Here is a 21,682-nt window from a genome sequence, read left to right as displayed (position 1 = left end):
AAATTAGTTGATTTTGTCATTTCGACGAAGGAGAAATCACACCAAGTGATTCAGATAATGAGATTCCTCCTTCGTCGGAAAGACAAAAATGAGAAAAAGAGTATTGTTATTAGAACAAAATCGCGTGAGGGATAGCAGTGAAAAGCCCACAGCCTGACGAAGGAAGAGCGAGGACTTGCAGCGAATAGCCCGACCCTTTTGGGGCACGCCCAGAACAATAAGAATTAAAAAGTTATACCTACATAATTTTTAAGATCGTGTAGGACAAATAAAAATATAAAATGGCACAAGCAGAAACTAGAAGAAACTTGGTATTATCGGGATTAGAACCTTTAATCATTACGCCAGATAGCGTATTTGTGAATATTGGGGAACGTACCAATGTTACGGGTTCTAGAAAATTCTTGAGATTAATCAAGGAAGAAAAATACGAAGAGGCACTGAGCATCGCAAAGGAGCAAGTGGAAGGTGGCGCACAAATCATCGATATTAATATGGATGAAGGAATGCTGGATGGCGAATATGCCATGACGAAATTCCTGAATTTAATTGCTGCTGAACCAGATATTTCGCGTGTGCCTATCATGATTGATAGCTCAAAATGGGATATTATAGAGGCAGGACTTAAAGTTGTGCAAGGAAAAAGTGTCGTAAACTCAATTTCGTTAAAAGAAGGAGAAGAGCAATTTATTCATCATGCCAAATTGATTAAACGTTACGGTGCCGCTGCAATTATCATGGCTTTTGATGAAACAGGACAGGCTGATAATTACGATCGTCGAGTTGAAATTTGCCAGCGCTCGTATGATATTTTGGTAAATAAAGTTGGTTTTCCTCCACAGGATATTATTTTCGATTTAAATATATTTCCAGTTGCGACTGGGATGGAAGAACATCGCTTGAATGCTTTGGATTTCTTTAGAGGAACAAAATGGGTTCGTGAAAATTTACCTCATGCACATATTAGTGGCGGAGTAAGTAATGTTTCATTCTCATTTAGAGGAAATGATACGGTTAGGGAAGCGATGCACTCCGTTTTCTTGTATCATGCAATTCAAAACGGAATGACGATGGGAATCGTAAATCCAGAGATGTTGACCATTTATGATGATATCCCAAAAGATTTATTGGAACGCGTTGAGGATGTAATTCTAAATAGAAGAGACGATGCTACTGAAAGACTATTGGATTTTGCTGAAAATGTAAAAGGAGATGTAAAGAGTAATGAAAAGGCAATTCAGGAATGGCGCTCGGGAACTATTCAGGAACGATTGACGCATTCATTGGTAAAGGGAGTGGATGAATTTATTCTTTTAGATATTGAAGAAGCCCGACTGGCGGCTGCAAAACCGATCGAAGTTATCGAAATTAATTTGATGACGGGAATGAATGTGGTTGGGGATTTATTTGGATCAGGAAAAATGTTTTTACCACAAGTGGTGAAATCAGCACGTGTGATGAAGAAAGCTGTGGCTTACCTTTTGCCTTTTATAGAAGAGAGTAAACAGGCTGGTGACAAACAAGGGAATGGTAAAATCTTGATGGCAACGGTAAAAGGAGATGTACATGATATAGGTAAAAATATTGTTTCCGTAGTGTTAGCTTGTAATAACTATGAGATTGTAGATTTAGGGGTTATGGTTGCTCCAGAGAAAATAATAGCAGCAGCAATAGAACACAACGTTGATATTATAGGATTGAGCGGATTAATCACGCCGTCGCTAGATGAGATGGTGTTTCTAGCGAAAGAATTGGATAAAAGAGGAATGAAAATTCCGGTGATGATCGGTGGAGCAACGACATCGCGTGCGCATACTGCCGTGAAAATCGCACCTCAATATAGAGAAACAGTAATTCATGTTAATGATGCTTCGAGAGCCGTAACGGTTGCTGGAAGTTTGTTGAACAAGGATAAAAAATTATATGCGAGTGATATAAGAGCAGAATATGATGCGTTTCGAGAAACTTTTTTGAACCGTTCGCGCGACAAAAATTTCTTGACTATTGAACAAGCTCGTAAAAATAAATTGCAATTGGATTGGGAGAATTTTACTCCTGTGAAACCAAATGTATTGGGTGAACAAGTCATCGAAGTAGAATTAGACGTATTGGTTCCTTACATTGACTGGACGCCATTTTTTAGAACTTGGGAATTGTTTGGAAAATATCCAGCGATTTTGACAGATGAAGTAGTGGGAGAGCAAGCGACTTCGGTTTTTGCAGATGCACAAGAAATGTTAACCGTTATTTTGAAAGAAAAGAAACTAACAGCTAAAGGAATCTACGGAATTTTCCCTGCGAATCAAATTAACGATGATGATATTGAGTTGTACGAAGCCCCCCCCGCCCCCGAAGGGGGAGCTACTCATATTGAGGAAAAGCAAACATGGGAAACAGCAAGTCCAGCTTTGTACGATGTTTTGAAAGAACGCGCCAAAGAAATGAGAAACAGACCAACAGAGGCAGAGAAAATGCTTTGGAATGTTTTATCAAACAAAGGAATTGAGGACTTAAAATTCAGAAGACAACATATAATTGGGGAGTACATAGTTGATTTTGTGTGTTTAGAGAAAAAGTTAGTTATTGAAGTTGATGGTGGAGTCCATGATACTATTGAACAAAAAGAGCACGATCAATATAGAACAGATTGGTTGATATCAAAAGGTTTTAAAGTTGTAAGATATACGAACAAACAAGTTTTGACTGATATTAATAATACTATAGAAAGTGTTAGAAAAGAATTGAAGACAAACTTGGAGGTTCCCCCTTCGGGGGTTAGGGGGCTCTTCTTGACGCTGCGTCAGCAATCTCAAAAAACGAAAGGAGCACCAAATATTGCGTTGTCTGATTTTATTGCTCCAAAAGACAATGGAAAGGTGGATTATATGGGGGCATTTTGTGTCACCACTGGTTTTGGTGTGGATGAATGGGCAGCTGAATTCGAAAAAGATTTAGACGATTATAATTCGATTATGGTTAAAGCTTTAGCCGACCGTTTTGCAGAAGCTTTCGCCGAATATTTACACGAAAAAGTTCGTAAAGAAGTTTGGGGATACGCATCAGATGAGAACATAAGTACCGAAGCTATGATTGCTGAGGAGTACAAAGGAATTCGTCCTGCGCCAGGATATCCTGCTTGTCCGGACCATTTAGAAAAACCAACAATTTGGAAATTACTAAATGTCGAAAAAGAAATAGGGGTAACCTTGACAGAAAGTATGGCGATGTGGCCAGCGTCATCAGTTTCTGGATATTATTTTGGGAATCCGCAAAGTAAATATTTCGGACTTGGGAAAATAAAAGAAGACCAAGTAATCGATTACGCTAAACGTAGAAGTATTTCTACTGACATGGCAACAAAATGGCTGAGTCCGAATATAGCAGACTAGAAGAATCTTGTTTCAAGTTGAAATTTGTTTAAAGTTTAAAGTTTAAAGTTGTTCGAGAGAACCTTAAACCTTAAACCTTAAACTTCAAACTAAAAAAAATGAAAGTAACGCAGCATATAGAAGACGCAAAAGGAGAAACATTATTCTCTTTTGAAATCATTCCGCCTCAAAAAGGAAAAGGTATTCAAGAATTATACGATAATATTGATCCATTAATGGATTTCAAACCGCCATTTATTGATGTAACTACATCTCGCGAGGAGTATATTTATGTCGATAAAGGAAACGGTTTATTAGATAAAAAACTAACGAGAATGCGTCCTGGAACATTGGGTATTTGTGCTTCGATTAAGCATAAATACAATGTTGATACGGTACCTCATGTACTTTGTGGTGGATTCACTAAAGAAGAAACTGAGTATTTATTGGTTGATTGTCACTATTTAGGAATTAATAATGTGATGGCATTGCGCGGTGATGCGATGAAAGACGAACAGTCTTTTGTGGCAAAAGCAGGAGGGAATAATTTTGCAGTTGATTTAGTTCAGCAAATTTATCAATTGAATGAAGGGAAGTATTTGCATGATGTTATGCATGTAGATAACAAAGCTGATTTTTGTATTGGTGTGGCGGGATATCCAGAGAAACACTTGGAATCTCCGTCATTGATTTCCGATTTAAAAAGGCTAAAAGAAAAGGTAGATGCTGGTGCTGATTATGTGGTTACTCAAATGTTTTTTGATAATTCAAAATATTTTGAGTTTGTTGCCAAAGCACGTGAAATGGGAATCACAGTTCCTATTATTCCCGGAATCAAACCACTTGCAGTACAACGACATTTACAGATTTTGCCACAAATTTTCCGTATTGACTTACCAGAAGATTTAATTGATGCTGTTGATAAATGTAAAACAAATGGTGATGTGAAACAAGTAGGAATCGAATGGGCAATTCAACAATCACTTGAGTTAAAAGCAGCGGGAGTTCCTGTATTGCATTATTATTCTATGGGAAAATCAGAAAATATTAGACAAATAGCAAGCCAAGTTTTTTAAAGGTATTGCAAACAAAACGGACTGATTTTTTTAGTTTGTTTCAATTTATTAGGCCTCATTTGTTTAAAAGCAAATGGGGCTTTTTCATTAATGCTATTTCTCGAAAGTCGAAAAAGGCGATTCGCTGAATAGTATCGGGGTTTCGCTGAGTTTTTTACAAAAACAGTAGTCAAAAATGTATTATTACTCTAAAATTAATACGTTTTGAAACAGAGACTCCTTTTTATAGTTATAATTACACTTTTTTTGACCTCTCATTTGCGCGCACAATTGTGTACTGGTAGTTTAGGTGATCCAGTTGTAAATATCGATTTTGGATCAGGAACGGGACGCGGCGGTGCGTTGGGATCTGCGATTACAGCCTATACCTATTCTGCTTCAGGAAAATTAGATGAGGGTTACTACACTATCGTCAATACAACCACCGGATTAAGAGATACAGCTTGGCATATTATTACAGATCATACTGGCAATACCAACGGATATATGATGGTGGTTAATGCCTCTACCTTGGCTACAGCCGGAATTTTTTATACCAAAACGGTGACTAATTTATGTCCTGGTACAACTTATGAATTCTCAGCCTGGTTAATGAATGTGATGACGTTTACTTCTCCTAACCCCAATGTTACTTTTACCGTTAGTACAACATCAGGAACGGTACTTGTAACCTATAACACGGGATCGCTCGCTGTAACCTCTTCAAGTACTTGGAAACAGTCTGGATTCTATTTTACGACGGGAACTGATTCCGAAGTAGTAATTACAATGCTAAACAATGCAGTTGGTGCAGCACCAGGAAATGATTTGGCTTTAGACGATATTACATTTAGAGCTTGTGGTCCAATAGTTTCGGCTATGGTGCAAAACAACAACAGTACAGATCTAACTGTCTGCGATAATGATGTTGCGACATACACACTAATTGGTAATGTTGGAACATCGGTATATTCGGATCCAGCTTATCAATGGCAAGTAAGTCCAGATAACGGAACAACATGGACAGACGTAACTGCTGCAACTTCCTTGACTTATAATGCGGTTTTTAACAGTGCGGGCACTTATTTATATAGAATGACTACTGCTCAACGAACAAATATTTCATCAGCCTCCTGTAGAGTAAGCTCAAATACAGTGACTGTCACTGTTGCCGCAAGTCCGTTGAATCCTTCAATTACTACATTACAACCAAGTTGCGCACTGCCAACAGGAACAATAACTGTAGATAGTTCAAGGAATACCACTTATAGTATCGATGGAACAAATTATCAATCGAGTGCCGTATTTTCTGGGCTGGCAGGGGGAGATTATTCGGTAACTGCAAAAGGAACAGCCAACTGTGTTTCGACCGCGATACCAGTACATATTGACACAATAGTTCCGAATTCTGGAACGGCAACGGTAACAGTTATTCAGCCTGTTATTTGCGTAGATCCATTTGGTACGATTACTTTTACGAATGTGGATTATGAATATAGTTTTGATAATGGTGCAGCTTGGACTACAGTGAATTCTAAAGTAGGATTAGTTGCGGGTATCTACAATTTAAAATCCAGAAATAGCTATGGCTGCGAAACTCCTGTGATTGCGGTCGAAATTTTTGTTCCACCAGGATATCCACCAACGCCAACAGTAGTAATTACGCAACCAGATTGTTTTACAGCAACCGGAACAATTGCCGTTTCTGATAGTGCTGCATTATATAGTTATGATAATGGAAACACTTGGTTTACTGCAAATTCAATGAATGGTTTGAATGCGGGAACGTATGAAGTGGTCATTAAAAATGCTTTGGGTTGTGTTTCGCTTGTTGCAAATTCAGCCGAAATAAAAGCATTTATTAATACAGAGCCTCTTGCTGTGGCAACGAGTCCACAGCAATTTTGCGTGCAACAAAATGCAACGCTAAATGATATTGCGATAACGGGAACAGCTATAAAATGGTATGATGCTTTTGCAAATGGTAATCTGCTAGTAGGAAGTACAATATTACAAACGGGAACTTATTATGCTTCGCAATCTGTTAGCACTTGCGAGAGTTTAAGAGTTCCCGTTGTGATAGCTATTCAAAATACTCCAGCACCCACGGGAGCTGCTTTACAAGATTTCTGTACAACTCAAAAAGCAACAATTGCTAGTTTGACAGTTATAGGTACAAATGTTAGATGGTATGATGGGTCCACGAATGGAACTGTGTTGCCAGTAACTACAAAGCTTTTAAACGGACTTACTTATTATGTGTCCCAAACAATAAATGGTTGTGAAAGTATAAATAGATTAGCCGTTACGGTTTCGATTGTGTCTCCAACTGTTCCAGTAAATGATGTTAGCGATATTCTTTGTGATGCGTTAAGCGATAGTAATGAAGTTATCGATTTAAGCGATTATGATTCGGGAATAACGACTTGTACAAACTGTGCTTTAAGCTACTATAGTACGTTGTCCGGAGCCGAAAATCAGGAGGTGTTGTCACAAATAACTTCGTTTGCAAGTTATAATTTACCATTGGGGAATACAGAGATTTTTGTCAGAATCGATTCTAATGACAAATGTTATCAAGTGGCTAAGTTGAGTTTGTCGCTAGTGAGTAATCCAGTTATTGCAATTGAGGACAATGTGGTTTTATGTCAAAATAGTAGTGTTACTGTTGATGCAGGATCTGGTTTTGATAGTTATTTATGGTCAACGGGTGAAACGACGTCATCAATAATTATTCAAACTGTGGGGTCGTATTCGGTTACGGTTAGTCAAGGTCACGGAAGCAGTAGCTGTTCGTCAACAAAAAACTTTAATGTGTTTTTATCGAATGTCGCTACAATAGCAAATGTTGAAACGCAAGATTGGACTGATGCAGATAATGTAATTGTGGTTGCCTTAACAGATGCTAGTATTGGAGATTACGAATATTCAATCGATGGAATAAACTATCAGGATAGCAACACTTTTACTGATTTATATAGCGGAGATTATACGGTGTATGTTCGTGATAAAAACGAATGTGGAATCGTAAATCAAGAAGTTTTTATTTTGAATTACCCGAAATACTTCACTCCAAACGCCGATGGGTACAATGATACTTGGGCTATTAAGTTTTCGGCATCGGAGCCATCTATTGATGTGAAAATATTTGATAGATACGGAAAGTTTTTAAAACAATTAAATGCAACTTCTTCATGGGACGGAACGTATAATGGATACGAGCTTCCCGCTACAGATTATTGGTTTGTTGTTAAAAGAGCCAGTGGAAAAGTATATAAAGGACATTTTACAATGAAAAGGTAAGGATGAGTTATTGCTGTTTTCATCTAAGTAACTTCAGATAATTCATTACATTCGGACTTGTAAAATTTTTTAATTTCGAATATAATGAATCCTATTCTGCAACAAGATTTAAATGAAATCAAAAACATTCTTGAAAAAGTAAAACAGCAAGGAGTTGATTTTCTGGAATCAATTGATACTATTTCGACTTCAAATAAAAACAGAATAACAACAAATAGGAATCTTGACGATTTTGGTTTGGGGGCATTGCCGACTTTGGAAGAGTTCAATCAACGTCTGGCCCCTTTAATGGTTTCGCAAACGGGTCCACGATATTGGGGGCTTGTCACTGGAGGTGCTACACCAGCATCTATCGTTGGTGATTGGCTGACTACTATTTATGACCAAAATACACAAGCGACAAATGCGCAAGGCGGTGTCTCAGCTTTGATAGAAATTGAAACAATTAATTTGCTGTTGCAATTATTAGACTTACCAAAAACTTTTATGGGTGGATTCGTCACTGGTGCGACCATGTCTAACTTTACTTGTTTGGCTGTTGCCAGACAATGGTTAGGAAAACAACTAGGAAAAGATTTTGCTAAAAATGGAATTACTGAACCCATAAATATTCTTTCAGCAACTCCACATTCCTCTTCTATTAAATGCCTTTCGATGCTGGGAATAGGAAGTCAAAATTTCACCAAGATAAAAACGATCGAAGGAAATAGGGAAGCAATTGATATTGATGATTTAGAAAAAAATATCGCAAACTTAAACGGACAACCTTTCATTTTGATTTCTAGTGCGGGAACCGTAAATACAGCTGATTTTGATGATTTCACTGCAATAACTAAACTAAAAGAAAAATATAATTTCTGGTGGCATATTGATGCTGCTTTTGGAGGGTTTGCTGCATGTTCTACTAAATACAAACATTTAGTGAGTGGCTGGGAAAACTCAGACTCCATTACTGTTGACTGTCATAAATGGTTGAATGTGCCCTATGAAAGTGCGTTTTATTTGGTTAAAGAGGATCATAGAAATATACAAATTGAAACTTTTCAAAATTCAAATGCACCGTATTTGGGAAATCCAATGGAAAACTTTAGTTATCTAAATTTATTGCCTGAAAATTCCCGACGGTTAAAAGCATTGCCTGTTTGGTTTTCATTATTGGCCTACGGGAAACAAGGGTATCAGGATATTATAGAGAATAGTGTGACAATGGCATTGCGATTTGATGCTTTTATTAGTGAAAACGAAAATTTTGAATTACTAGCTCCAACTCATCTAAATAACGTTTGTTTTACTTTGGCGGGAGACCATAATCAGGAAAATGTAAATTCTTTTTTAGCTAATCTTAACGATAGAGGTAAAGTATTTATGACGCCAACAGTTTACGAAAACCGAAAGGGAATTCGCGCTTCGTTTGTAAATTGGAGAACAAATGAAAATGATGTCCAAATTGTGATAGCGGAAATGAACGAAAGTGTTTTATTGATTTCCAAAGAGAGATTGCCATAAGGAATCCTATTTTTAGTAAACTGTCTAGCAGTTGGAATGGATGTAGTTCCTTGGGAACTTAGTATTAAAATCTTATATTTGATTTATCTTCCTCATAAAAAATCAAAATGAAATACCTATACTATACTCTTTTAGCGACTGCTATAACAGTTACTTCCTGTAAAAACGACGACACCGCTGCGGTTAAAGCTAATGCTGTAAATGAAATTCCTTTTTGGCAACAAAAAGGCCAGTCAACGCAGTCTTCCGGAACACAAAATGGTACTTCAGGAATGGCTACGTCGACTCCCGCGGGAATCAACCCTCCACATGGAGAGTTAAATCACCGTTGTGATATAGCTGTTGGAGCGCCGTTAAACACAGCTGGAACAGGAGCGCCCTCTGTCCAGCCAGCTTCTGTTCCGTCTACACAAGCTGCTACTACTTCACAAAGTGTTACTGCGAAGGGAATGAATCCACCACATGGACAAACGAATCATCGTTGTGATATAGCGGTGGGAGCTCCATTAAATTCAAAAATAGCATCACCTACCACTACTGTAAGCGAAAATTCGACTGCAGCTTCACCGGAATATACTGTTCAACCGGCATTGCCGACTTTACTGTCAACTGCAGCCGCTAATCCTGTAACTGCTGCAGGTATGAATCCAGCGCACGGAAAAGAAGGGCATCGTTGTGATATTGCTGTAGGTGCAGCTTTGCCAAAATCATAATTTTCGTTTTATTTCGTACAAACATAAAAAAGGAAGCGCGTTTAAAATTTATTTAAACGAGCTTCCTTTTTTATCCATAAATTGAGATTGACCACTAAAAAATCAATCGCTTGCTAGTTCTTAGTAATCTCCCTGAAAATTGCCTCTAGATTTTTATTTTTCTGATTGAGTTGCAGTGTCTTTAAGCCATTTGCGGCAGCAAAATCAAAAACTGCAGGGCGCATGTCTTTGTCGGTTGTGAAAGTCAACTCCCAAATCATGTCATGCGTGTTTTTATAGGAAGTAAGGTTTTCAATTTTGGCAATAGCCTGTTCCTCTATTTTATAATCAAATTCCACTTCGATAAGCTGTTCCTTATTTTCAGAAATTAAATTATCCAATTTTTTATCAGCTACGATTTTACCATTATTGATAATGATAACGCGGTCGCAGATTGCCTCCACTTCCTGCATGATGTGCGTAGAAAGAAAAACAGTTTTGTCTTTACCCGCATTTTTGATAACATTACGAATTTCGATTAATTGATTTGGGTCTAAACCAGTTGTGGGTTCATCAAGAATCAAAACATCTGGATTATGCAGTAAAGCGTTAGCAAGTCCCACGCGTTGACGATATCCTTTAGATAATTGTCCTATTTTTTTATGGCTTTCCGTAGTTAAGCCAGTCATTTTTAGTACTTCTTCAATGCGGGATTTAGGAACTTTATAAATGTCGGCGTTAAAAGATAGATATTCCCGTACATACAAATCCAAATACAATGGATTGTGTTCCGGTAAATAACCAATAGAAAGCTGTACCGCTTTTTGATCAGAGTTTACATCATGACCATTTACTAAGGCAGAACCTTTATCTGCTGCAATATAAGTAGTCAATATTTTCATTAAAGTTGATTTTCCTGCTCCGTTCGGACCCAAGAAACCCACTATTTCCCCCTTTTTAACGGAGAATGAAATGTTGTCTAATGCTTTTTGGGCACCATAACTTTTAGATATATTATTTACTTCTATTGACATGACATAGTATTTGTTGCAAAAGTAAATAGAAAAAATTGTGATTTATTGTTTTTCGTATTACAATATGTGAAATTGTATTGATAGAGCGGAGTTTTTGTGGATTCGGACTGTTTTTGTTAATTAGATTAATATATTTATAAAAATTTAAAAATTGTATGTAATATGAGCAAGGTAAGTGGCGGGTCAAGTAGTTTGTTTAAAACGTATAGTAGTATCATATGGCTTCTTTGTGGGATTACAGCAGGGAGTGTTTTGGGACTCGTTTTTGGTGAAGAGGTTGAAATTATAAAGCCGTTAGGAGATATATTTTTGAATTTACTTTTTACCGCAATTATTCCATTGATTTTCTTCACTATCGCTTCCTCTATTGCAAGTCTTGAGAAATCAGAAAAATTAGGAAAACTCTTTGTTATTGTTATAGGGGTTTTTTTAAGTACAGTTGTTGTATCTGCAATTTTGATGATGATTGGGGTATTGCTTTTTCCTATTCATCAGGATATTATTATTTCTAAGATTCCATTAGAAAGTATTCAGAGTGCGAGTCCAGGATCTCAAATTACGCAATTGCTTACTGCCAATGATTTTTATGAGTTGCTGTCTCGAAAAAGTATGTTGGCATTAATTATATTTTCGTTTTTGATAGGGTTTGCCAGTTTGCGTTCTGGAGAGAAAGGAGCCAGCTTTAGAAGTTTCCTAAGTTCAGGGGATGAGGTAATGAAACAATTGCTGCATCTGATAATGAAAACGGCGCCAGTAGGATTAGGTGCTTATTTCGCTTATCAAGTGGGGATTTTTGGTCCGCAATTGTTTGGCGCTTATGCGAAGCCGTTGGGTCTTTATTATGCAGTTTGTACTTTTTACTTTGTAGTTTTCTTTAGTCTCTATGCGTTTATAGCTGGTGGGACAAATGGATTGAAAGTTTTTTGGAGTAATAATATTACACCCTCATTAACCGCTTTAGGAACTTGCAGTAGTATTGCCACTATTCCGGCTAACCTGGAAGCAACGGAGAAAATGAACGTACCAACACATATCAGGAATATTGCAGTGCCACTAGGAGCGCCTTTACATAAAGATGGTTCTAGTATGTCCTCTATTATAAAGATTGCCGTGATTTTTGCTATGTTTGGAAAAGACTTTACCGATCCACATAATTTAGTAATTGCATTAGGGATTACAATAATTGTTTCAGTAGTTGAGGGTGGAATTCCAAATGGGGGATACATAGGCGAGATTCTTGCTATTACTATTTACGGTTTTCCAATGGAGCAGGCTTTACCAGCAGCGATGATTGTAGGAACATTAGTAGATCCGATAGCGACACTATTGAATGCTAATGGCGACGTAGTTTCGGCGATGTTGATTACTCGAATTTCCGAAGGAAAAAATTGGCTTTCGAATACTTTGACTGCGTAATCTGTTTTTGAAAATTTATTTCAAACAAAAGCAGTTGTTTTTGTTACGGAACGTCTTTGTATGCAGTTGCTTAAAAGTTATTTTATATTGTGTTTATTGACTATTGTGTAATTTAAAAGTAGTTTTAGAGAGAATTTCTTTTTTGTTTGGTGAAATCTGGATTTTTTTTTGGTGGGCTCGAAATAATTTATACATTCGCATAGAATTAATACACACACAATACAAAGCACAATGTTAAATAACCGATTTTATTTTAGCAATACTTATTATTTCTTCTGGAAAGAGGGTAGGGATTGTCGTATGGTTATTTAATTAGAAAATTAAATTGATAATTATAAATATACAATCCCGATGAAAATCGGGATTTTTTTTTGCTTAAAAGTTTGTTATATGAATGCTAAAATTGCAATACAAGGTATAAAAGGTTCTTTTCATCATCAGGTGGCTCAAGAATATTACAAGAATAATGTGATAGTAGACGAGTGTTTGTCATTTGAAGAATTAGTAGATAGCTTAATATCAGGCAAATCAGAGCAGGCGGTTATGGCAATAGAGAATTCAATTGCGGGACCTATTATTCCTAATTTCGCTTTGATAGATAAACATAATTTGCATATAATAGGCGAGCATTATTTGAATATTACTCAAAATTTGATGGCGCTTAAAGGACAAAAAGTAGAAGATATTACAGAGGTGCATTCGCATCCGATGGCCTTGTTACAATGTATGGATTTCTTAAAAAAGTATCCAAATATAAAGTTAGTTGAAGATAAAGATACGGCAGAAACGGCTCGTCGAATTCAGGAGAAACAATTAAAGGGTATAGCGGCAATTGGTAGTAATGCGGCTTCGGTAATGTATGATTTGGAAATTCTTGCTCCAGCAATTCAGACTATAAAAAATAACATGACTCGTTTTGTTATCATAAATAAAGAGAATTCATTTGTTCCAAAAGAAGAAGTAAATAGAGCTTCTTTGAAATTTGAATTGGATCATAAAAGAGGAAGTTTAGCAGCAGTACTTAATGTGATGAGTGATTGTAAAATGAATTTAACAAAAATACAATCGTTACCAAAAATTGAAACGCCTTGGAAGTACTCCTTTTTTGTAGATGTTACTTTTGAAAAATATGAGGATTATGCAAAGGCTAAATCACTATTACAAATTATGGCCGAATACTTTAAAGTGTTAGGTGAGTATAAGAATACGAAGCCATAATCTTAAAAGGATAGAAGATAAACGATAAGAAATAAAATATAAAGTGTCCTTTTCCAGAAATGGGTTGTAAGAGGAAAAATACAAATAAGAAGATGATTCAAGCAGCAAAACGTTTAGACATAATTGAAGAATACTATTTCTCTTCTAAATTGAGAGAAGTTCGACAATTAGCTTCAGAAGGAAAACCGATTATCAATATGGGGATTGGAAGTCCAGATTTACATCCGTCACAATCTGTTATTGATGCTGTAAAATTGGCGATGGACGATGAAAACGCACATCAATACCAGAGTTATCAGGGATTACCGGAACTGAGAAAAAGTATGGCTGATTTCTATATGAATAATTATGATGTCGCCTTGAATTCGAACACTGAAATTTTGCCTTTAATGGGTTCTAAAGAAGGAATCATGCATATTTCATTGGCTTTTTTAAATGAAGGAGATGAAGTTTTGATTCCGAATCCGGGATACCCAACGTACACTTCAGTAACAAATTTAGTAGGAGCGGTACCTGTTTATTATGATTTGAAAGAGAATACAAACTGGGAACCTGATTTTGAGGCTTTAGAAAAATTAGATTTAACTAAGGTGAAAATCATGTGGATTGGTTATCCTCATATGCCAACAGGTGCTAGAGGAAGTATCGCTTTATTTGAAAAGTTAGTGGCTTTCGCCAAAAAACATGAAATATTGTTGATTAATGACAATCCTTATAGTTTTGTTTTGAATGATAAACCAATGAGTTTGTTGCAGGTGGCAGGAGCTAAAGACGTTGCATTAGAACTTAACTCTTTGAGTAAAACCTTTAACATGGCAGGTTGGAGAGTAGGAATGGTTTTAGGAAATGCAGAAGCCATTGACGCTATTCTGAAAGTGAAAAGCAATATGGACAGCGGTATGTTTTTTGGAATACAAAAAGGAGCAATTGCGGCCTTGAATAGCGATAAGTCTTGGTTTGACTCGATGAACGTAATCTATAAGGAACGCCGTATTTTGACGGAACAGTTAGCCGAAAAATTAGGTTGTAAAGTATACAAAGAAGGCGTTGGTTTATTTGTATGGGCTAAATTACCAGAAGGAATAGTATCGTCAGAAAAGTTTATTGATCAGATTTTACATGAGAAATATATTTTTATTACCCCGGGAACTATTTTTGGTAGTAACGGAGAAGGATACATTCGTTTTGCATTATGTGTAAAAGTAGAAAAAGTACAAGAAGCAATTGATAGATTTAACTAAATGAAAATTTACATAATAGGAATAGGATTAATAGGCGGTTCGATGGCATTAGATATTAAAGCTTTACATCCAACTGCGACTGTTTACGGAATTGATACTAATGAAGGGCATGTTAAACAAGCACTCGATTTAGGGGTTATTGATGCAGAGGCGCAAATTGAAGATTTATCAAATGCTGATTTTGTAATTGTTTCGGTTCCTGTGGATGTGGCCATAAGTCTTTTGCCTATTGTATTAGATGCTATTGGGGAAAAATCTATTGTATTTGAAGTGGGTTCTACAAAAGCACCTATTTGCGAAGCAGTAGCCAATCATCCAAAAAGAAGAAACTTTATTGCAACGCATCCGATCGCAGGAACAGAATTTTCAGGTCCATCAGCAGCGATTCCGAATTTATTCGATGGCAAGACAAATATAATTTGTGAGGTAGAGCGCACTGCTTTTAAATTACAAGAGAAAGCATTGGACCTTTTTAAAGCAATGGGAATGAGAATTCGCTATATGGATCCCAAATCGCATGACAAACACATTGCTTATGTGTCGCATTTGTCACATATAAGTTCGTTTATGCTTGGGAAAACAGTAATAAATAAAGAGAAAGACGAGCAAGATATTTTTGATATGGCGGGTTCTGGATTTGAAAGCACAGTGCGTTTAGCTAAAAGCTCACCAGCGATGTGGACACCAATTTTTAAACAGAACAAGGTAGAAGTGGTAGAAGCGCTAGAAGGATATATAGCTAATTTGACACAGTTTAAAGACTTGTTAGTAAAAGAAGAATACAACGCTATTTTTGACGAAATGGAAAGTGTAAATAAGATTAAAGAAATATTAAACGGCATGACCGTTAAAAAATAATAAATACGCAGGATTAAATAAAACAAGAACAACACATTAAAAAAATAATAAAATAAATAATTAGAAAGATGGAAAACAAGAAAGAAATGAGAAATTGGTTGAATGAATTTAATTTAACTCATCCATTTGTGATTGCAGGACCTTGTAGTGCTGAAACAGAAGATCAAGTATTGAAAATTGCTCATGAATTGAAAGACTCAGACGTTAGTGTTTTTAGAGCAGGTATATGGAAACCAAGAACACGTCCAGGAGGATTTGAAGGTGTTGGAGAAATAGGATTGAAATGGTTGCAAAAAGCAAAAGCAGAAACTGGTTTATTGATGGGGACTGAGGTAGCAACTTCGGCACATTGTAAATTAGCTTTGGAGCATGATATTGATGTTTTATGGGTTGGTGCTCGTACAACAGCAAATCCATTTGCAGTTCAGGAAATTGCAGATACATTGAAAGGAACTGACAAAATCGTTTTAATCAAAAACCCAGTAAATCCAGATATGGCTTTATGGTTAGGTGGAGTAGAGCGTTTATATAATGCAGGAATTAAAAACCTAGGAGTAATTCATAGAGGGTTTTCTACTTACGAAAAAACAAAATACAGAAATATTCCAGAATGGCAAATTGCTATTGAATTGCAAAATAAATTCCCTGATTTACCTTTAATCATTGATCCATCTCACATCACAGGAAACCGTGAAATGATTCTTGAAGTAACGCAAGAGGCATTAGACTTGAATTATGATGGTATGATCATTGAAACACATATTGATCCAGATAATGCTTGGAGTGACGCTGCTCAACAAGTAACTCCAGACGCTTTAAAACAAATTTTCAAAGATTTGAAAGTTAGAAAAGTAAATGACGCTTCGGATGATTTTACAAATAAAATGACAAAGTTAAGAGCAAACATCGATGTTCTTGATGCTAATTTGTTAGAATTATTAGGAAAAAGAATGAAAGTAGCTGACGAAATTGGTCAAGTGAAAAAAGATGCTAACGTTGCTGTTTTGCAAAATCAACGTTGGAATGAAATTCTTGGAAAAATGATTCTTGAAGGGGAGAAAAAAGGATTAACTGAAGAGTTTGTTCTTAGAATGTTCAAAGCAATCCATCAGGAAAGTATTGGTCATCAAGACAAAGTATTGAACGCATAATTTTATTTGATTATAGCAAATGGATCCCCACTTTTTTTAAAAATTGTGGGGATTTTTTTATCTATAATTATACGGGGGCAAAAACTTTACACTTCATACTTTAAACGTGAAACAAAGAATTATCTTTGCAAAGCATTTAATAGGTGCTTGAAGACATATTGAACGCTGAATATCGTAAATAATAAAAATGACAGGACTCGTATATAAATCTACAGGAAGTTGGTACACCGTAAAATCAGAACAAGGCGATTTTATTGAATGCCGTATGAAAGGGAAATTCCGAATCAAAGGAATTAAAAGCACCAATCCTATAGCTGTAGGGGATATTGTGGATTATGAACTAGAAGAATCTTCGGATACCGTAACAGGGACGATTCATAATATTCACGAAAGAAAGAATTATATCGTTCGAAAATCAGTGAACTTATCTCATCAGATGCATATTATTGCGTCTAATATTGATCGCGTTTTCCTTTTGGTTACTATAAACAACCCGCCTACGACTTTCAATTTTATCGATCGGTTTTTAGTAACTGCCGAGGCTTACGGCATAGAAACTATTTTAGTGTTTAATAAAATTGACACTTTTGACGAGGCAACCTTAGATGAACAATTGTACATGCAGCATGTGTATCAGGAAATTGGGTACAAATGCCTTCGTGTTTCCTCAACTGAAATGAAAGGGATAGAGAAGTTGAAAGAAATGATGATAGGTAAAGTGAGTATGTTCTCAGGGCATTCTGGAGTTGGGAAATCGACTTTAGTTAATGCTATGGAGCCTTCGCTGCACTTAAAAACAAAGACAATATCTGAAGCTAGTAAACAAGGGCAGCATACAACGACTTTTGCCGAAATGTATGATTTGTCTTTTGATGCCAGAATTATCGACACACCCGGAATTAAAGGTTTTGGAGTTGTAGATATGGAGCCTGCAGAAATTAGCGGGTATTTTCCTGAGTTTTTCAAACTGAAAGAGCAATGTAAGTTCAACAATTGTTTGCATAAAGACGAACCAAAGTGTGCTGTGAAAGAAGCATTAGAAAGAGATGAAATAGCTTGGTCACGTTACAATAGCTACCTTAAACTGCTGGAAGGGGATGATGAAAATTATCGTACTGACATTCATAATGAAGATCGAGCAATCAGTGACGAAAATAGAAAATAGTAATCCAACTATTCATAATTTATAATTCACCATTAATTTGAAAGTAGTTCTCCAAAGAGTTTCCTCCGCATCTGTAGCCATTGAAAATAAAGTAGTAGCTGATATTCAAAAAGGGGTATTGATACTGATAGGAATTGAAAACAGCGATAGTCAAGAAGATATTGACTGGTTAGTTGGGAAAATCACTAAAATCCGAATTTTTGAAGATGAGAATCAGGTGATGAATCTATCGGTAAAAGACATAGACGGTGATATAATTGTAGTGAGTCAATTTACACTTCATGCCGCTACTAAAAAAGGAAATCGCCCTTCTTATATCAAAGCAGCAAAACCCGATATTTCAGTTCCGTTGTATGAGAATTTTGTTAAGCAGTTGGAAAAAGAATTAGAAAAGAAAATTCAAACTGGTGTTTTTGGGGCTGACATGAAAGTGAGTCTTTTAAATGATGGACCAGTCACGATTATTATAGACAGCAAAAATAGAGAATAACATGAACTTAAAAGATTCCCAACTAGACGTAGACAATTGGATTAAAGAACACGGCGTTCGATATTTCAATGAACTGACCAATATGGCGCAACTTACCGAGGAAGTAGGTGAAGTGGCACGCATCATTGCCCGACGTTACGGAGAACAATCAGAGAAAGAAAGTGATAAAAACAAAGATCTTGGCGAGGAATTAGCCGATGTTGTTTTTGTGGTTTTGTGTCTTGCAAATCAAACCGGAATCGATTTACAAGCTGCTTTCGATAAGAAAATGGATTTTAAATCGGTGCGAGATAAAGATCGTCACAAAAACAATGAAAAGCTGAAATAATTTGTGATTTATAAATTATGAATTATAATTGAGGAGTAGTAAATTGCGAGCTTGAATTATAAAGATCCTAATTCATTCCTCATCACTCATAAGTACAACATGAATTTACTGTTAAAAACCACCCATTCTAATTTAAAAGCGCAAATCGCCGTAACTGGTTCAAAAAGTGAAACCAATCGGTTGTTATTGCTACAAGCTTTGTTTCCTAATATTACTTTAGCAAACACATCTAACTCTGATGATAGTGAAGTGATGCAAAAAGCGTTAAAAGGAAATGAAGAAATCGTAGATATTCATCATGCAGGAACTGCGATGCGATTTCTTACCGCTTTCTTCGCAGTAAACGAGGGACGTGAAGTTGTTTTGACTGGCTCGGCCAGAATGCAAGAGCGCCCAATAAAAGTTTTAGTAGAAGCGTTAGAACAACTGGGTGCAATAATCTCCTATGAAAAAGAAGTGGGCTATCCGCCTATTCGAATCAAAGGACAAAAAATTACAGCTTCTAAGGTAAATATTGCAGCAAATGTAAGCAGTCAATATATTTCGGCTCTAATGTTAGTAGCGCCAAAATTAGAAAACGGAATCGAAATAAATTTGGTTGGAGAGATAACTTCTATACCGTACATCAAGATGACTTTGGCATTGTTGAATGATTTAGATATTAAAACGAGCTTTGAAGGAAATGTGATCAAAGTATATCCAAAACAGCAAGTAGTAGCTAAAGAAATGGTGGTTGAATCCGACTGGAGTTCTGCATCTTACTTTTTTAGTTTGGTAGCCCTTGCCGATACAGCTTCAGTTACTATAAGTAGTTACAAAGAAAATAGCCTGCAAGGAGATTCTGCTTTGGTGGAAATCTACAAACAGATGGGTGTTGATTCTCGATTCGAAAATAGCTCGTTAACACTTACAAAGGATATTAACTTTAAACCTGAAACGTTAAACCTTGAGTTAAACAACACTCCAGATATCGCACAAACTATTGTTGTGACTTGTCTTGGTTTAGGAATTGGTTGTCATCTTACAGGACTACATACTTTAAAAATTAAAGAAACAGACAGACTAGAAGCACTTAGAATTGAGCTTACAAAATTGGGCGCCACTATTTCGGTAACAAACGATACTTTGACGCTCGTGGCTTCAAGTTCTATCAATCCTAATATCAAAATTGCGACTTATAATGACCATAGAATGGCAATGGCATTTGCTCCTTTGGCGCTAAAAGTGCCAATAATAATCGAAAATGCCGAAGTTGTTTCAAAATCATACCCTGATTTTTGGGAAGATTTGAAAAATTTAGGTTTTAATGTTGCTGAAATAACAGCGTAATTATCAATGTTTACGGGGGTAAACACTTGTCGCTTTGTCACTTTGCAATTTTGTATCTAAATTAAATCGCAAAACACTTGACAACGCCTATCTCACAGTCGTATATTTGCATTCTTAAATAAGTTTTACTATACGGCTAAATAAGTAGGCCTTATATTCGAAACTTTTAAACAAAAATATAAAGATGAAATTATCACATTTTCAATTTGATTTACCTAAGGAATTGTTGGCAGAATTTCCGTCTGAACACAGAGATGAAGCTCGCTTAATGGTTATTGATCGCAAGAAACAAACTATCGAACATAAAACGTTCAAAGATGTTATCGATTATTTTGACGATGGCGATGTTTTAATTTTGAATAATACTAAAGTTTTTCCAGCACGTTTGTACGGAAACAAAGAAAAAACGGGTGCGAGAATCGAAGTTTTTTTACTTAGAGAATTAAACGCTGAACAACGTCTTTGGGATGTTTTAGTAGATCCAGCACGTAAAATCAGAATCGGAAACAAATTGTATTTCGGTGACGATGATTCATTAGTCGCTGAGGTTATTGATAATACTACTTCTCGTGGAAGAACATTGCGTTTCCTTTACGATGGTTCCTATGAAGAATTTAGAAAAAAATTGACGGAACTTGGAGAAACTCCAATTCCAAAATACATAAGCAGAGACGTTACTCCAGAAGATGCAGAGCGTTACCAAACGATTTATGCAAAAGAAGAAGGAGCTGTAGCGGCGCCTACTGCAGGATTGCACTTCTCTAAACATTTATTGAAAAAACTGGAAATCAAAGGAATTAAATTTGCCGAAGTTACACTACACGTTGGTTTGGGGACATTCAATCCTGTTGAGGTTGAAGATTTATCAAAACACAAAATGGACTCTGAGGAATTAAAGATTACTCAAGAAGCCTGTGATATTGTTAACGATGCAAAAGTGCATAAAAAACGTATTTGTACTGTAGGTACGACATCAATGCGTGCTGTAGAAAGCTCGGTTTCTTCACATGGAACACTAAATCCTTTTGACGGTTGGACAAACAAATTTGTCTTTCCTCCTCACGAATTTACAATTCCTACTTGTATGATCACCAACTTTCACACGCCAAAATCTACTTTATTAATGATGGTTTCTGCATTTTGTGGACATGATTTAATGAAAAGAGCCTATGAAGAAGCAATCAAAGAAGGTTACAAATTCTATTCTTATGGTGATGCAATGTTGATTATTTAATCTGAACTAGTTTCAGATTCTCTATACAAATCTCGTCAGTAATGGCGAGATTTTTTTTGCGCGTGCCCCAAAAGGGTGGGCTATTTGTTACAATCTTTTTTACAATTTCGCTAGCGCTACATTATAAAAAAGGATTTCCACGGATCAAGTCGAAAACCTGTGGAGCGATAAAAATTAGTCATAAATATTAGTTAGCCTAAAAAGAAAGAATTCCACATTTCGAACACCTCTAAACTGAGATCTAAATGCTTTTATTTTAGCATTGAAAGATTCAGCTGAAGCGTTTGTGCTCCT

At 36.2% G+C, this 21,682-nt stretch carries 17 protein-coding genes; 15 read left to right on the top strand and 2 right to left on the bottom strand.

Annotated features, from left to right (window positions below):
* The first annotated feature begins 281 nt into the window (after positions 1-281).
* The 5 genes from QO200_RS14595 (at position 282) to QO200_RS14575 (ending at position 9,945) form a co-directional block, all read left to right on the top strand.
* The gene (locus QO200_RS14595) at positions 282-3,389 is read left to right on the top strand and encodes a vitamin B12 dependent-methionine synthase activation domain-containing protein (RefSeq protein WP_371541306.1); all 3,108 of its coding nucleotides are present in this window, start codon (positions 282-284) and stop codon (positions 3,387-3,389) included.
* A 98-nt stretch (positions 3,390-3,487) separates the two neighbouring features.
* Entirely contained in the window at positions 3,488-4,444 is a 957-nt protein-coding gene (gene metF / locus QO200_RS14590) for a methylenetetrahydrofolate reductase [NAD(P)H] (protein WP_371541304.1), read from the top strand.
* A 204-nt stretch (positions 4,445-4,648) separates the two neighbouring features.
* Positions 4,649-7,726: a T9SS type B sorting domain-containing protein gene (locus QO200_RS14585; protein WP_371541302.1), complete on the top strand. Its 3,078-nt coding sequence runs from the start codon at positions 4,649-4,651 to the stop codon at positions 7,724-7,726.
* An 84-nt stretch (positions 7,727-7,810) separates the two neighbouring features.
* On the top strand, positions 7,811-9,232 hold the full coding sequence (locus tag QO200_RS14580; RefSeq protein WP_371541300.1) for an aspartate aminotransferase family protein: 1,422 nt from the start codon (positions 7,811-7,813) through the stop codon (positions 9,230-9,232).
* 107 nt (positions 9,233-9,339) lie between these two features.
* Complete coding sequence (locus QO200_RS14575) at positions 9,340-9,945, top strand: hypothetical protein (protein WP_371541298.1); 606 nt, start codon at positions 9,340-9,342, stop codon at positions 9,943-9,945.
* A gap of 113 nt (positions 9,946-10,058) precedes the next feature.
* On the opposite strand, the gene gldA is transcribed toward QO200_RS14575, so the two are convergent.
* The gene (gene gldA, locus QO200_RS14570) at positions 10,059-10,958 is read right to left on the bottom strand and encodes a gliding motility-associated ABC transporter ATP-binding subunit GldA (protein ID WP_371541295.1); all 900 of its coding nucleotides are present in this window, start codon (positions 10,956-10,958) and stop codon (positions 10,059-10,061) included.
* A gap of 162 nt (positions 10,959-11,120) precedes the next feature.
* Here gldA and QO200_RS14565 point away from each other — a divergent pair, with 162 nt between their 5' ends.
* The 10 genes from QO200_RS14565 to queA all read left to right on the top strand — a co-directional run bounded on the left by QO200_RS14565 (position 11,121) and on the right by queA (position 21,388).
* Positions 11,121-12,374: a dicarboxylate/amino acid:cation symporter gene (locus QO200_RS14565; RefSeq protein ID WP_371541292.1), complete on the top strand. Its 1,254-nt coding sequence runs from the start codon at positions 11,121-11,123 to the stop codon at positions 12,372-12,374.
* Positions 12,375-12,764: 390 nt separating this feature from the next.
* Positions 12,765-13,592, top strand: coding sequence for a prephenate dehydratase (locus QO200_RS14560; protein WP_371541290.1), 828 nt, complete (start codon positions 12,765-12,767; stop codon positions 13,590-13,592).
* A 92-nt stretch (positions 13,593-13,684) separates the two neighbouring features.
* Positions 13,685-14,833, top strand: coding sequence for a pyridoxal phosphate-dependent aminotransferase (locus QO200_RS14555; protein ID WP_371541288.1), 1,149 nt, complete (start codon positions 13,685-13,687; stop codon positions 14,831-14,833).
* Complete coding sequence (locus tag QO200_RS14550) at positions 14,834-15,691, top strand: prephenate dehydrogenase (RefSeq protein WP_371541286.1); 858 nt, start codon at positions 14,834-14,836, stop codon at positions 15,689-15,691.
* Positions 15,692-15,759: 68 nt separating this feature from the next.
* Positions 15,760-16,842: a chorismate mutase gene (locus QO200_RS14545; protein WP_371541283.1), complete on the top strand. Its 1,083-nt coding sequence runs from the start codon at positions 15,760-15,762 to the stop codon at positions 16,840-16,842.
* Between the two features lie 187 nt (positions 16,843-17,029).
* A complete protein-coding gene (gene rsgA, locus QO200_RS14540; RefSeq protein WP_371541281.1) occupies positions 17,030-18,007 on the top strand; it encodes a ribosome small subunit-dependent GTPase A in 978 nt (325 codons plus the stop codon).
* Positions 18,008-18,044: 37 nt separating this feature from the next.
* Positions 18,045-18,497, top strand: a complete 453-nt coding sequence (gene dtd, locus QO200_RS14535) for a D-aminoacyl-tRNA deacylase (protein WP_371541278.1) — start codon at positions 18,045-18,047, stop codon at positions 18,495-18,497.
* 1 nt (position 18,498) lies between these two features.
* Positions 18,499-18,825, top strand: a complete 327-nt coding sequence (locus QO200_RS14530) for a nucleotide pyrophosphohydrolase (RefSeq protein ID WP_016988618.1) — start codon at positions 18,499-18,501, stop codon at positions 18,823-18,825.
* A gap of 99 nt (positions 18,826-18,924) precedes the next feature.
* Positions 18,925-20,154, top strand: a complete 1,230-nt coding sequence (gene aroA / locus QO200_RS14525; protein WP_371541275.1) for a 3-phosphoshikimate 1-carboxyvinyltransferase — start codon at positions 18,925-18,927, stop codon at positions 20,152-20,154.
* A gap of 184 nt (positions 20,155-20,338) precedes the next feature.
* A complete protein-coding gene (queA, locus tag QO200_RS14520; RefSeq protein WP_371541273.1) occupies positions 20,339-21,388 on the top strand; it encodes a tRNA preQ1(34) S-adenosylmethionine ribosyltransferase-isomerase QueA in 1,050 nt (349 codons plus the stop codon).
* A 174-nt stretch (positions 21,389-21,562) separates the two neighbouring features.
* Here the strand turns inward: queA and QO200_RS14515 are convergent.
* On the bottom strand, positions 21,563-21,682 hold a 120-nt coding region (locus QO200_RS14515), incomplete at its 5' end, for a transposase (RefSeq protein ID WP_371541448.1).

The organism is Flavobacterium sp. Arc3 (assembly GCF_041431375.1).
GTDB lineage: Bacteria > Bacteroidota > Bacteroidia > Flavobacteriales > Flavobacteriaceae > Flavobacterium.
Note: the sequence above shows the minus strand (reverse complement) of the source record. Positions and strands in the feature narration are given on the sequence as shown.